The organism is Corynebacterium sp. 335C (assembly GCF_053525695.1).
Genome location: NZ_JASTTB010000002.1, coordinates 491,095 through 503,744, shown reverse-complemented (window position 1 = coordinate 503,744; position 12,650 = coordinate 491,095). Strand labels below are relative to the sequence as shown.

Genomic DNA, 12,650 nt, shown 5'->3' with positions numbered 1-12,650 from the left:
CGCAGGCTACTCCGCCGACGGCACCCAGTCGGACACGGGGTCGCCGCCGCCGGGCGCCTGCGGGGCGTGCGCGTCGCCGCTGTTGCCGCTTGACGACGCCCCGGGCGCGGCCGGATCGCCGCCGGCCGGCGGGGCGTCCGGCGCGGCCGGGTCCGCCGGCGCCGCGGGGTCCGCGGGGGCGCCGTCGACGCCGGGCGCGGGAGCGGGCGCCGGGGTCGCGAGGTCGTCGGGCAGCGACTCGGCGAACGCGTCGTGCCCGGCGGTCAGCGGGCGGATGCCGAAGTGCCCGGCGACCGCGTCGGCCGGCAGCGGTTCGACGGCGGCGACGCCGTCGCGGCGGCGGATCTCCCGCAGCTGGTCCGCGGTGCCGCGGACGACGAGGCCCGTGATGCCGGGCGCGGCGATCGTCTCCGGCAGATTGAGCGCGCGCAGGTAGGCGTCGTATTCGCGGGCCAGGACGTCGGCCCGGGATGAACCCGGCACCGGCTCCGGGATGTCGCGGATCCCGGTGGGCCCGACGATCATCGTCGCCACCCGGAGATCCGCGATGCCGTCGACGGCGGCGGCCGCCGCGTGCGGGGGCAGCGCCGGCAGCAGCGACACCAGCGCCCAGTGCGGCGCCTCCGGCTCGTCGATGTCGGTCAGCGCGGAGTCGGCGCGGGCGACGTAGTCGTGGACCGTCTCCACCGGGTCGGGGCCCAGCTGGTCGCCCTGCGGCAGCGACGGCCGGTCCGTGCGGTCCGACCCCGCGAGCGCGGCGATGGTGATGATGAGGGCGACGGAGCACAGCAGCGCCATCAGCGCCACGGGCCACGCGACGGTGGCCCCCTCCGGCTCCGGCGCCCGGTGGCGCCCGCCGCCGGCGGCGCGGCGGGCGGCGCTCACCGGGACCTCAGCACGTCGAGCGCGTGGTCCAGGTCCGCCGGGTACGGGCACTCGATCTCCATCCAGTGGCCGTCGGCCGGGTGGTGGAAGCCGAGGCTGACCGCGTGCAGCCACTGGCGGATGAGGCCCAGCCGCTCCGACAGCGCCGGGTCCGAGCCGTACATCGGGTCGCCGCAGCACGGGTGGCCCAGCGCCGACATGTGGACGCGGATCTGGTGGGTGCGGCCCGTCTCCAGCCGCACCTTCAGCAGCGTCGCCGGGGCGAACGCCTCCAGCGTCTCGTAGTGGGTGACGGCGCGCTTGCCGTCGCCGCGGACGCAGAACCGCCAGCCCGCCGACGGGTGCCGGCCGATGGGCGCGTCGACGGTCCCGCTGGTCGGGTCCGGATGGCCCTGGACCAGCGCGTGGTAGGTCTTGCGGACCTCCCGGTCGCGGAACGCGCGCTTCAGCACGGAGTAGCCGCGCTCGCTGGCGGCGACGACCATGACGCCGGAGGTGCCGACGTCGAGGCGCTGCACGATGCCCTGGCGCTCCGGCGGGCCGGACGTCGCGATGCGGAAGCCCGCCGCCGCCAGGCCCCCGGTCACCGTCGGGCCCTCCCAGCCGACGGTCGGGTGGGCGGCGACGCCGACGGGCTTGTGCACCGCGACGAGGTCGTTGTCGTAGTAGAGGATGTCCATGCCGTCGACGGGCTCCGCGACGGCGGCGCGGACGGGCTCGGCCTCCGGCAGGAGCACCTCGAGCCACGCGTCCTCCGTCAAGCGGTCGGACTTGCCGACGGTGACGCCGTCGACGCTCACGTCGCCGTCGGCCGCCAGCTGCGCCACCGCCGAGCGCGACAGGCCCAGCAGCTTCGCCAGGCCCGCGTCGACGCGCATCCCCGCCAGCCCCGGCGGCACCGGCATCTGCCGCGTCTCACGCATCGCGGACCTCCCCCTCGGTTCCGGCGGAGGAGCCGGGGCGGGGGGCGTCGTCACGCGAACCGGAGTCCGCGGCGGCGGCCACCGGATCCTTCGCGAACTCGTGCTCCGGCGCGAAGAGGATCCACAGCGCCAGCATGACGACGCCGACCGTGATGGCGCAGTCGGCGATGTTGAACACCGCGAACCCGCGCACCTGCAGGAAGTCGACGACGTGGCCGAAGTAGAAGCCCGGGTCGCGGACCAGCCGGTCGATGAGGTTGCCCGCCGCGCCGCCGGCGATGAGGCCGACGGAGGCCGCCGCCCACGGCGTCCGCAGCCGGCCCGACACCGCGATCGCGGCGACGATGAAGACGATCTGGATGGTGGTGAACAGCCAGGTGGAGCCCTCGCCGCCCATGGAGAACGCCGCGCCGGGGTTGCGCAGCAGCGTCAGCTGGAACCACTCCCCGATGACGTCGACCGGCGGGCGGCCCTCCAGCTCCGCCACCGCCAGCACCTTCGTGATCTGGTCGATCACGACGACGACGGCGGCGACGAGCGCCAGGATGCCGCGGCGCGGGCGGAGGGCGGGGCGCGTCGCGGGATCCTGGGCGCCCGCGGCCGCGGACCTCCCCGCCCCGGACGCGCCGTCGTTCCGGTTCTGCTGCTTCGTCACCGCACCATCATCGCCCATGACGGCGCCCCGCGGCGACATCGGGGCGGCGGGTGTCGGGACGGGACGCGGCGCGGGGCGGCCCCGCGACCGTGCGGCGGCGGGACCTGCCCGGGTCCGGGACCGCCCGCCGGCGGGCGCGGGCCCGGATTCGACCGGCCACGACCCGCCGGTACCCTGGACGCGTGTTCGCCTCGCTCCGCCGCCCCGCCCTCGCCGCCGGACTCGCCGCCGTGGCCGTGCTGCCGGCCGCCTGCTCCGACGACGCCCCCGAGATGACCGCCATGGAGGTCGTCCCGCCCGAGGTGCGCCTCGTCGACGCCGGCGGCGGGGACGCGGCCCCGGTCCGCTGGGTCGACGACGGCGCGGAGCAGGACGTCGTCCTGTCCGTCACCCAGGGCTTCAACCAGAAGGTCGCCGTCGGCGACGAGAGCGTCTCCGACGCCGCCCTGCCCGACACCACGATGGAGCTGCCGCTGCAGGCGCAGGTCACCGGCGGCGGCGCCGAGCGCGCCGTCGACGCGGAGCTCGGCGAGCCCACCGGCTCCGACCACGACCTCAACGACGACATCGCCACCGCCGGCGGCTTCCGCATGGAGTGGACCGCCGACGACCGCGGCGTCATCTCCGGCATGTCGCTCGGCGCCCCCGACACCTCGACCGAGACCGCCCGCGCCGGCGTCGAGGCCTCGCTGCGCCAGTGGGCGTCGCTGCCCGTCGTCTTCCCGGAGGAGGCCATCGGCCCCGGCGCGACGTGGACCGTCTCCCACCACGTCGACGACCTCGGCGTCGACCAGGAGATCGTCTACGAGCTCCTCGGCCGCGACGGCGACATGGTGGACCTCCACGTCGGCGTCCGCCAGACCCCCACGGTCACGGAGCTCGACGGCGGCGACGGCGTCACCCTCCACGCCGTCCACTCCCAGGTCGTGATGACCGACGCGAGCCTCCGCATCGACCTGCGCAAGCCGCTGCCCGTCTCCGGGAAGGTCTCCTACGTCCTGTCCGTCGGCTACTCCGGCGAGGCCGGCGAGGACGCCGAGCCCGCCGTCGTCCAGGAGCACCTGCGCGCCCTGGAGTTCTCGGAGGAGTAGGCGGGAGCGGGCGGCGCACCGCGGCCGCCGCCGCCCGCGGCGCCCGGGACATGACGAAGCCCCGGCCGGGACGCGAGTGCGTCCCGCCGGGGCTTCGTCGTACGGACCGGACGGCCGGGCCGGACGTGCCGGGTGCTACTGCACCGGGGCGGCCGGGGCCGGGGCCGGCGCGTTCGGGTCGGCCGGGGCCGGGGCCGGCGCGTTCGGGGCGGCCGGGGCCGGAGCCGGCGCGGGCGCCGGGGCGTTCGGGTCCGCCGGAGCGGGAGCCGGGGCCGGGGCGGGCGCCGGGGCGTTCGGGTCGGCCGGGGCCGGAGCCGGCGCGTTCGGGTCCGCCGGAGCCGGGGCCGGGGCGTTCGGGTCGGCCGGAGCCGGGGCCGGCGCGTTCGGGTCGGCCGGGGCCGGAGCCGGGTGGCACATCGGCGGGACGCGGTCCGGCGCGACGTTCTCCACCAGGGTGCAGGCCCACTGCTGGGACAGGCGCCACTGGCCGTCGATGTTGCGGAACTCGACGGCGTTGATGTGCTGCGGCTGCTGCTCGGGCAGCGTGAAGACGACGGTGGCCTCGACGGTGCCGGGGCCGCCCAGGCCCGGGACGACCGGGTCGACGACCTGGAGGGTCGCGCCGGTCTCCTGCTGGGACTGGATCATGACGTCGAAGATCTCGGGGGCCTGCTCGCCGTTCTCGACGGTCTTGGCGCGCTCCTCCGGCGGGAGGTTCGGGTCGGTGGCGCGTGCCAGGACGTCGTTGAGCTCCGCGGCGGTGGGCAGGGCGGCGACCTCGCTGGTGGTGGTGTCGGCGCCCGGGGCGGCGGTGGTGGACTCCTGGGTCCCCTCGTCTCCGCCGCAGGCCGCGAGGGTCAGGGACGCGGCGCCGGCGATGAGCAGTGCGGTCATCTTGCGCTGGAAGTTCACGGATTCTCCTCACATTCGGCCGTGGTCGGCCTCGGGGCAACGGGCCCGAGTCTACACATCGGGGCTCCGACCGTATCCTGATGGAATGGACCAGACCACCGGCGCCTCCCCGTCCACCGCGGCCTCCCGCATCGTCGTCATCGCCACCGGCGGGACCATCTCCTGCACCGTCGACCGCTCCGGGGCGCTGCTGCCGGCGCTGTCGGGCGAACAGGTCGTCCGCCCCGTCGCGGACCGCTTCGACCCCGGCGTGCTGGAGGTGGAGGTGCGCGACGTCGCCCACCTGGATTCGTCGTCGATGACGCTGGAGGACGTCGACGCGGTCGTCGCCGCCGTCGCGGAGGCGCTGGAGGACCCGGGCGTGACCGGCGTGGTGGTGCTGCACGGGACGGATTCGATGGAGGAGACGGCGATGGCCGTCGACGTCTTCCACGACGATCCCCGCCCGGTGGTGTTCACGGGCGCGCAGCTGCCGGCGGATCACCCGGAGGCCGACGGCCCGGGCAACCTCTTCGAGGCGCTGATGATCGCCGCCGACGACTCCGCCCGCGGCATCGGCGCCCTCATCGTGTTCGGACACGCGGTGCTGCCGGTGCGCGGGGCGACGAAGTGGCACACCACCGATCTGCTCGCCTTCGCGACGAACGCCCCGGAGGAGCCGCCGCGGCCGGAGCCGCTGCGCCGCACTCCCCTGGCGGGCGTGCGCGTCGACGTCATCGCCGCCTACCCGGGCGCCGACGGGGCGCTGGTGGAGGCGGCGCTCGCCGCCGGCGCGGACGGCCTGGTGGTCGAGGGCATGGGCGCCGGCAACGTCGGCACCGCGATGGCCGCCGCGCTCGGGACGGCGCTGGAGGCCGGCACGCCCGTCGTCATGGCGACGCGCGTGCCCCGCGGCGACGTGCACGGCAGCTACGGCGGCGCCGGCGGCGGCGCGACGCTCGCGCGCCTCGGCGCGGTCGGCGCCGGCTGCGTCGGCGCCCCGCAGGCGCGCATCATCCTCGCCGCCGCGATCGCCGCGGGCGTGCACCCGCAGACGCTCTTCGACGCGGGGTAGGGCGCGGGGCCGGGCGGGTGCCCGTCGTCACGCACCGCACGCTGGTGCGGTCATCGCGTGACGACGGCACCCGCCCGCGCTACGTCAGGCGCCGGATGGGGCGGGCGGGGTTGCCGACGACGAGCGCGCCCGGCTCGACGTCCTTCGTGACCACCGCGCCGGCGCCGATGACGGCGTTGTCGCCGATGCGGACGCCGCCGAGGATGACGGCGCCGCCGCCGATCCACACGTTGTCGCCGATGACGATGGGGTCGGCGGCCTCGATGTACGCCTTCCGCGCCTCGGGGGCGAGGGGGTGGACGGGCGTGAGCAGCTGGACGCCGGTGCCGATCTGGACGTCGTCGCCGATGCGGATCTCGGCGACGTCGAGGGCGACGAGCCCGAAGTTCACGAAGCAGCGGGCGCCGACGTGCAGGTTGACGCCGTAGTCAACCTGGAGGGGCGCGCGGATCTCGGTGCCCTCGCCGACGGATCCGAGGAGGTCGGCGACGATGGCGGCGGAACCGTCGGGGTCGGCCGGGTAGGCGGCGTTGAACTCGCCGGCCAGTCGCATCGCGCGGCGGTTGAGGTCGTGCAGCTCCGGGTCGTCGGCGATGTACCAGTCGCCGGCGAGCATGCGCTCGCGCATGGTGCGGCCGTCGTCCTCCAGGACGGTGCCGGGGTCGTCGACGCGGTCGGGGTTCCTCAGGGAACGCATGACACCGAGGATACGTGGCGGGGCTCAGGCGCCCTGCGGCAGCGGCGGCTCGGCGTCGATGCCCTCGGCCGCCTCGTCGCGTGCGAACCAGTCGTCCCAGTCGAGGCTGCACAGCGGCGAGCACTCCCGCAGCGCCGGGTCGTCCTCAGCCAGGGTGCGCATGCGGCCGGGGCCGGTGGCGCGGGACTCGAAGCGGACGGAGACGACGCCGTGGCCGGCGCCCTGCACCCACCCGTGGCCGTACTCGTCGTGGTGGACGTCGGCGGTGGGCCGCCAGCGGGAGTCGCCGTAGACGGCGGTGGGCAGGGCATCGGAGCCCGGCGCGGCGTCGGAGGGTCCGGCGAGCACGGCGCCGGCCTCGAACGGGGCGGGCGCGGAGTCCTCCGCCACCGCGGCGCCGGCGTCGAGTTCGGGGAACATGACGCCCTGCATCGTCGGGTCCAGGCCGGACAGGCCGACGCCGACGAGGCGGAACGGGCCCATCTCCCCCGGGTCGAACGCCAGGCGGTGCGCGACGGACAACAGCGTCTCCGCGTCCTGGGTGGCGTAGCCCAGGGTCTCCGAGCGGGTGTGGATGGACAGGTCCGCCAGGCGCACCTTGACGGTGACGGTGCGGGCGCCGCGGCCGTCCTCCACCAGCCGGGCGACGGACTTCTCCCCCGCCCGGTCGACGGCGGCGGCGACCTGCCCGGCGGTGGTGAGGTCCTGCGGGTAGGTGTATTCGGCGCTGATGGACTTCGCGATGGCCCGCTCCTTCACCGGGCGCTCGTCGATGCCCTGCGCCAGCAGGTGCAGCGCCGGGCCGACGGTTCGGCCGAGCAGCGTCTCCACGTCGCGCGGCGGCATCGCGGCGAAGTCGCCGATGGTGCGCACGCCCAGCGCGTTGAGCTTGTCCTCCGACACCGGGCCGATGCCCCACAGCTTGCCGACGGGCAGCGGGGCCAGCAGCTCGTGGTGCCGCTCCGGCGGCAGGACCGCCACCCCGTCGGGCTTGGCCAGGCCGGAGCCGATCTTCGCGGTCTGCTTGCCGGAGCCGGCGCCGATGGACGACGGCAGGCCCGTCTCCTCCCGGATGAGGCGGCGCAGGTCCTCGGCCCACCGGCGGACCTCGTCCTCCGTCGCCCCGGCGAGTTCGGCGGGCTCCATGAACGCCTCGTCGACGCTGAGCTGCTCCACCACCGGCACCCGGGAGCGGATGACGGAGAAGACGCGGCGCGACACGGGCCCGTAGATGCCCTTGCGCGGGGACACGATGACCGAGCGGGCCGGCACGAGGCGGCGGGCCCGGGACATCGGCATCGCCGAATGCGCGCCGTACGCCCGCGCCTCGTAGGAGCAGCCGGCGACGACGCCGCGGCCGCCGACGCCTCCGACGAGGACGGGCAGGCCGCGCAGCGTCGGCCGGGTCAGCTGCTCGACCGACGCGAAGAACGCGTCCATGTCGATGTGCAGAACCCAGCGTCGCATGGCCGCCACGTTACCCGGCGGCCCCGGCGCCGATTAGAACACCCGGTCGAAGGAGGAGCCTCCCGTCCACGACGGGCCGCCGCCGAACGGCGGGCGCGGCTCCTCCCCGTACGGCCCGCGCGGCTCATCGTCGTACGGACCACGGGACTCCCCGTCGTAGGAGCCGCAGGGTTCCCCGTCGTACGGCCCGCGGGGCACGTCGTCGTACGGCCCGCGGGGCACGTCGTCGTACGGCCCGCGGGGCTCGTCGTCATAGGGCCCGTACGCCTCATCGTCGTACCTCCCGCACTCCTCGTCCGCGTACGCCGCGGGCCGCCCGCCGCCGAACGGCGGCTCCTCCGCATCGCCGCGGACCCCCGCGTGCGGGTACCGGTCGGCGAGGAAGACGGCGGGCACCGGGTAGGCGGCGTCCATGGTCATCGCGTACTCCGCGACCACCGGCGCCGTCCCCAGGCGCAGGGCGGTGCGGTGCACGATGTCCCGCGCCATCTCCCCGCCCACCCGCCGGGCCCCGCCCAGCCAGCGCCGCACCCGCGGGCCGGGCAGCGCCCAGGGGCAGCCCGCGAGCATCCGCACGTGCGCCCACGACTGCTCCCCCAGCCCCTTCACCGACCGCCACGTCTCCTCGACCTCCGCCGGCCGCTCCAGCACCGCGTCGCGGAAGGAGTCCACGTCGCCGACGCCGATCGCCGCCAGCCGCGCCGCCGAGTCCGCGGCGATGTCCGTCTTCGCCCGGCCCGCGCACCGGTTGCGCGGCAGTACCCCGTCCGGCAGCTCCTGCAGCGCGGCGACGAGGTCGGCGGCGGTGCGCGTGCCGTCCTCCCTCCCCGCCGCCCAGGTGCGGAACCGGTGCACCGCGTCGTCGACGGCGCCGTGGCGCATGCGGACGCTGAACACCGCGTCCAGCAGCGCCTCCGGCAGCGTCTCCCGCGTCACCGCGAAGCTCCAGTGCTCCACCGGGCCGTAGCGGGCGCACAGCTCCTCCGCCGCGTCGCTCGCCATGCGGTCCTCCCGCGTCGGCGGCAGCGGCGCAGCCTCCCCGCCCCAGTGGTCCTCCCCGTATCCGTCAGTCGCGTCCATCGTCGGGCCCCTCCCGCGCCGGGCCGCGCCGCTCCCGTCGAGCGGCGGTCCTCCGGCCCGGCGCATCCCGCACGCTAGCGGCGGCGCCGGCGCGGGACGCCCGGCGCGGCCCCGCGGGACGCCCCGCCGTGGACGGGCCGGGGCCCGTGGACAACTTCACCCCCCGGGCATGACGAGGCCGCCGCCTCCCCGGGGAAACCGGGGAGGCGGCGGCCTGCGGCATCCGCGCCGGGGCGGTCGCCGTCGTCACGCAAAGCAGCGGCGACCACCGGCGACGCGGAACCCGCGTCCTGCGCGGGCCCCGCGGGCGGCTACGCCTTCGTCACGCGGGCGGAGGCGCCGTCGCCGAGGTCGTGGTCCAGCTCCTCGCCGACGACGACCTCGAAGGACGTGGCCAGCACCTCGCGGGCGATCGTGTCCTTGTGGCGCTTCGCCCACTCGCGGCGGGCCTCCGGCACGGACATCACGGCGTCGATGCGGTCGACGACGTCCAGGCCGGCGTTCTTGCGGGCGTCCTGCAGGCCGCGGATGCGGTCGGCGGCCCAGCCGCGGGCCTCGTGCTCCTCGTCGACCGTCATGTCCAGGACCACCAGGCCGTCCATGCCGTCGACCTCCGCGGCCGACTCGGCGTTCTCCGCGACGAGGCGGCGGGTGTACTCGCCGTCCTCCAGCGGGATGCCGGCGGCGACGACGCGGCCGTCGACGACCTCGTAGTCGCCGGACTTCACGGCCTTGATCACCGTCTGCACGTCGCGGCCCAGGCGCGGGCCGGCGGCGCGGGCGTTGACGACGACCTCGAAGCGGCCGACGGAGTCGACGTCCGAGGTCAGCACGACCTCGTCGACGTTGACCTCGTCGCCGATGACCGCCGTGAACGGCTCCAGGGACTCCGCGTCCGGCACCGCGACCGTCAGCGACGGCAGCGGCAGGCGGTTGCGCAGCTGGTTGGCCTTGCGGACGCGCGAGGTCGCCGAGCACACGTTGCGGACGCCGTCCATCGCGCGCACCAGGTCGGCGCCGTGCGGCAGGTCGCCCTCCGCCGGGAAGGACTCCAGGTGCACGGAGCGGCCGCCCGTCAGGGCCTTCCACATCGCCTCCGTCGTCAGCGGCAGCAGCGGGGCGGCGACGCGGCACAGCGTCTCCAGCACCGTGTACAGCGTGTTGAACGCCTCCGGGTGCTCCTCGTCGCCCGCCCAGAAGCGGTCGCGGGAGCGGCGGACGTACCAGTTGGTCAGCGCGTCGCAGAACCAGCGGACCTCGTCGCAGGCGCCGGCGATGTCGACCGCGTCGAGGCGCGCGCGCACCGCGTCGGAGGTCTCCGCCAGCTTCGCCAGGATGTAGCGGTCCAGGACGTTGTCCGACTCCGTCGACCACTCCGCCGGCTTGGAGGCGTAGAGCTGCAGGAACGAGTAGGCGTTCCACATCGGCAGCAGCGCCTGGCGCACGCCCTCGCGGATGCCCTGCTCCGTGACGATGAGGTTGCCGCCGCGCAGGATCGGCGAGGACATGAGGAACCAGCGCATGGCGTCGGAGCCGTCGCGGGCGAAGACCTCGTTGACGTTCGGGTAGTTGCCCTTCGACTTCGACATCTTCAGGCCGTCGTTGCCCAGCACGATGCCGTGGGCGACGACCTCCTTGAACGCCGGACGGTCGAACAGCGCCGTCGCCAGGACGTGCAGCGTGTAGAACCAGCCGCGGGTCTGGCCGGAGTACTCGACGATGAAGTCGGCCGGCGAGTGGGAGTCGAACCACTCCTTGTTCTCGAACGGGTAGTGCTTCTGCGCGAACGGCATGGAGCCGGACTCGAACCAGCAGTCCAGGACCTCCGGCACGCGGCGCATCGTGGACTTGCCGGTCGGGTCGTCGGGGTTCGGGCGGGTCAGCTCGTCGATGTGCGGGCGGTGCAGCGACGTCGGGCGGACGCCGAAGTCGCGCTCCAGCTCGTCGAGCGAGCCGTAGACGTCGACGCGCGGGTACTCCTCCGAGTCGGAGACCCACACCGGGATCGGCGCGCCCCAGTAGCGGTTGCGGCTGATGTTCCAGTCGCGGGCGCCCTCGAGCCACTTGCCGAACTGGCCGTCGCGGATGTGCTCCGGCACCCAGCGGATGTTCTCGTGGTTGAGCTCCACCATGCGGTCGCGGATCTTCGTCACGGCGACGAACCACGACGGCAGCGCCATGTAGATGAGCGGCTCGCCGGAGCGCCAGGAGTGCGGGTAGGAGTGCTCGATGGTCTGGTGGCGCAGGACGCGGCGGGCGGCCTTGAGGTCGCGGATGATGTCCTTGTTCGCGTCGAACACCAGCTGGCCGGCATACGGCGGGACCTGCTCGGTGAACTTGCCGTCCTGGTCGACGGGGATGACCAGCTCGATGCCGTGGGCGGAGCAGGTCTCCATGTCCTCCTCGCCGAAGGCGGGGGCCTGGTGGACGATGCCGGTGCCGTCCTCGACGGTGACGTAGTCGGCGGACAGGATGCGGAACGCCTCCGGGTGGTCGGCGAAGAAGCCGAAGACCGGCTCATAGGACAGGCCGACGAGCTCGGAGCCCTTGTGCTCGGAGACGATCTCCGGGTCCTTGCCCAGCTCCTTGGCGTAGGCGCCGAGCAGCGGCTTGGCCAGCACCATGCGCTCGCCGCGGAACTCCTCCAGGCCGTCGTCGCCGACGCGGACCTGGACGTAGTCGACGTCCGGGTGGACGGCGAGGGCGAGGTTGGACGGCAGGGTCCACGGGGTCGTCGTCCACGCCAGGGCGTTGGCGCCGACGAGGCCCTCGGCGACGCCGTCGCCGGCGTGGGAGGTGACGCCGGTGATGGGCAGGGTGACCGTCAGGGTCGGGTCCTGGCGCATCTTGTAGGCGTCGTCGAGGCGGGTCTCCTGGTTGGACAGCGGGGTGTGCTCGGCCCAGGAGTACGGCAGGACGCGGAAGCCCTGGTAGATGAGGCCCTTGTCGTAGAGCTCCTTGAACGCCCAGATGACGGACTCCATGAAGTCGAGGTCCATCGTCTTGTAGCCGCCGTCGAAGTCGACCCAGCGGGCCTGGCGGGTGACGTAGGCCTTCCACTCCTCGGTGTACTTGAGGACGGAGCGACCGCAGTACTCGTTGAACTTCTCGAGGCCCATGTCCTCGATCTCGCCCTTGTCGGTGATGCCGAGCTGCTTCTCCGCCTCCAGCTCGGCGGGCAGGCCGTGGCAGTCCCAGCCGAAGACGCGGCCGACCTTCTTGCCGCGCATGGTCTGGTAGCGGGGGACGATGTCCTTGACGTAGCCGGTCAGCAGGTGGCCGTAGTGCGGCAGGCCGTTGGCGAACGGCGGGCCGTCGTAGAAGACGTACTCCTCCGCGCCCTCGCGGGCGTCGATGGAGGCCTGGAACGTCTCGTCGTCCTTCCAGAACGCGAGGACCTTCTCCTCGAGCTCCGGGAAGGAGGGCGTGCCGGATCCGGCGTGGAAGCGGTCGGTGCGCGGGTAGGCGCCGCCGGCGGGCGTGGGCTTCATGTGCGGTGGTCTCTCGTGGTCGGCTCGTCCGCGGCGGTCGCCGCGGCGTGCACGGGGACGCCTGCCCGGGCGACGGTCCGCCGCGGGCGGTGGCGCGGTACCACCCCGCTTGGCCCTGCCGCGTCGCGGCGGGGCCCGCTCATCGTCCGGGCTGTTCCGGGCCCGACCCGGCCGGTTCTACTGGGCGCCGCCCGGCGCCGTTCTTCCGGCGCGCTCCCCGGTGATTGCCGGATCGTCGCGCATATGCCGGTGATCATAGCCGACGTGCGCGGGTGGCCCGCAACGCGGGCCGCGGCCGGGTCCCGGGTTCCCCGCCCTTGCTGTGCGACGGCCCCCGCGTGCGCGGGGCCCGGGTCCGCGCGGGGTGCGGCGCCCGCGCATGCGACGGCCCCGCC

At 74.9% G+C, this 12,650-nt stretch carries 10 protein-coding genes; 2 read left to right on the top strand and 8 right to left on the bottom strand.

Annotation, left to right across the window (positions count from 1 at the left end; all coding sequences use genetic code 11):
• Positions 1-6: 6 nt before the first annotated feature.
• Genes QQS41_RS09170 through lspA form a run of 3 tightly spaced genes read right to left on the bottom strand, consistent with a single transcriptional unit; the run spans position 7 to position 2,463 of the window.
• Positions 7-885 (bottom strand): hypothetical protein, encoded by an 879-nt coding sequence (locus QQS41_RS09170; RefSeq protein ID WP_448852395.1) that lies wholly within the window; start codon positions 883-885, stop codon positions 7-9.
• Positions 882-1,808, bottom strand: a complete 927-nt coding sequence (locus QQS41_RS09165) for an RluA family pseudouridine synthase (protein ID WP_448852394.1) — start codon at positions 1,806-1,808, stop codon at positions 882-884. The genes QQS41_RS09170 and QQS41_RS09165 overlap by 4 nt, the downstream gene beginning before the upstream one ends.
• Positions 1,801-2,463, bottom strand: coding sequence for a signal peptidase II (lspA, locus tag QQS41_RS09160; RefSeq protein WP_448852393.1), 663 nt, complete (start codon positions 2,461-2,463; stop codon positions 1,801-1,803). The genes QQS41_RS09165 and lspA overlap by 8 nt, the downstream gene beginning before the upstream one ends.
• Before the next feature lie 182 nt (positions 2,464-2,645).
• Here lspA and QQS41_RS09155 point away from each other — a divergent pair, with 182 nt between their 5' ends.
• The gene (locus tag QQS41_RS09155; protein ID WP_448852392.1) at positions 2,646-3,554 is read left to right on the top strand and encodes a hypothetical protein; all 909 of its coding nucleotides are present in this window, start codon (positions 2,646-2,648) and stop codon (positions 3,552-3,554) included.
• A 135-nt stretch (positions 3,555-3,689) separates the two neighbouring features.
• Here the strand turns inward: QQS41_RS09155 and QQS41_RS09150 are convergent, their stop codons facing one another.
• On the bottom strand, positions 3,690-4,466 hold the full coding sequence (locus QQS41_RS09150; protein WP_448852391.1) for a hypothetical protein: 777 nt from the start codon (positions 4,464-4,466) through the stop codon (positions 3,690-3,692).
• A gap of 85 nt (positions 4,467-4,551) precedes the next feature.
• Between QQS41_RS09150 and QQS41_RS09145 the strand changes: the two genes are divergently transcribed.
• The gene (locus QQS41_RS09145) at positions 4,552-5,520 is read left to right on the top strand and encodes an asparaginase (RefSeq protein WP_448852390.1); all 969 of its coding nucleotides are present in this window, start codon (positions 4,552-4,554) and stop codon (positions 5,518-5,520) included.
• 79 nt (positions 5,521-5,599) lie between these two features.
• Here the strand turns inward: QQS41_RS09145 and QQS41_RS09140 are convergent, their stop codons facing one another.
• From QQS41_RS09140 to ileS, 4 genes are all read right to left on the bottom strand, one after another.
• On the bottom strand, positions 5,600-6,217 hold the full coding sequence (locus QQS41_RS09140) for a sugar O-acetyltransferase (protein ID WP_448852389.1): 618 nt from the start codon (positions 6,215-6,217) through the stop codon (positions 5,600-5,602).
• A 24-nt stretch (positions 6,218-6,241) separates the two neighbouring features.
• Positions 6,242-7,684, bottom strand: a complete 1,443-nt coding sequence (locus QQS41_RS09135; protein ID WP_448852388.1) for a DNA polymerase IV — start codon at positions 7,682-7,684, stop codon at positions 6,242-6,244.
• Between the two features lie 33 nt (positions 7,685-7,717).
• The gene (locus tag QQS41_RS09130; RefSeq protein ID WP_448852387.1) at positions 7,718-8,764 is read right to left on the bottom strand and encodes a hypothetical protein; all 1,047 of its coding nucleotides are present in this window, start codon (positions 8,762-8,764) and stop codon (positions 7,718-7,720) included.
• 311 nt (positions 8,765-9,075) lie between these two features.
• Entirely contained in the window at positions 9,076-12,255 is a 3,180-nt protein-coding gene (ileS, locus tag QQS41_RS09125; RefSeq protein ID WP_448852386.1) for an isoleucine--tRNA ligase, read from the bottom strand.
• Positions 12,256-12,650: the final 395 nt, after the last annotated feature.

Excerpts from the sequence above, each read along its gene's own strand:
- QQS41_RS09130 (WP_448852387.1), bottom strand. The coding sequence starts at position 8,764 with ATGGACGCGACTGACGGATACGGGGAGGACCACTGGGGCGGGGAGGCT.
- QQS41_RS09140 (WP_448852389.1), bottom strand. The coding sequence starts at position 6,217 with ATGCGTTCCCTGAGGAACCCCGACCGCGTCGACGACCCCGGCACCGTC.
- ileS (WP_448852386.1), bottom strand. The coding sequence starts at position 12,255 with ATGAAGCCCACGCCCGCCGGCGGCGCCTACCCGCGCACCGACCGCTTC.
- QQS41_RS09145 (WP_448852390.1), top strand. The coding sequence starts at position 4,552 with ATGGACCAGACCACCGGCGCCTCCCCGTCCACCGCGGCCTCCCGCATC.
- QQS41_RS09135 (WP_448852388.1), bottom strand. The coding sequence starts at position 7,684 with ATGCGACGCTGGGTTCTGCACATCGACATGGACGCGTTCTTCGCGTCG.
- QQS41_RS09165 (WP_448852394.1), bottom strand. The coding sequence starts at position 1,808 with ATGCGTGAGACGCGGCAGATGCCGGTGCCGCCGGGGCTGGCGGGGATG.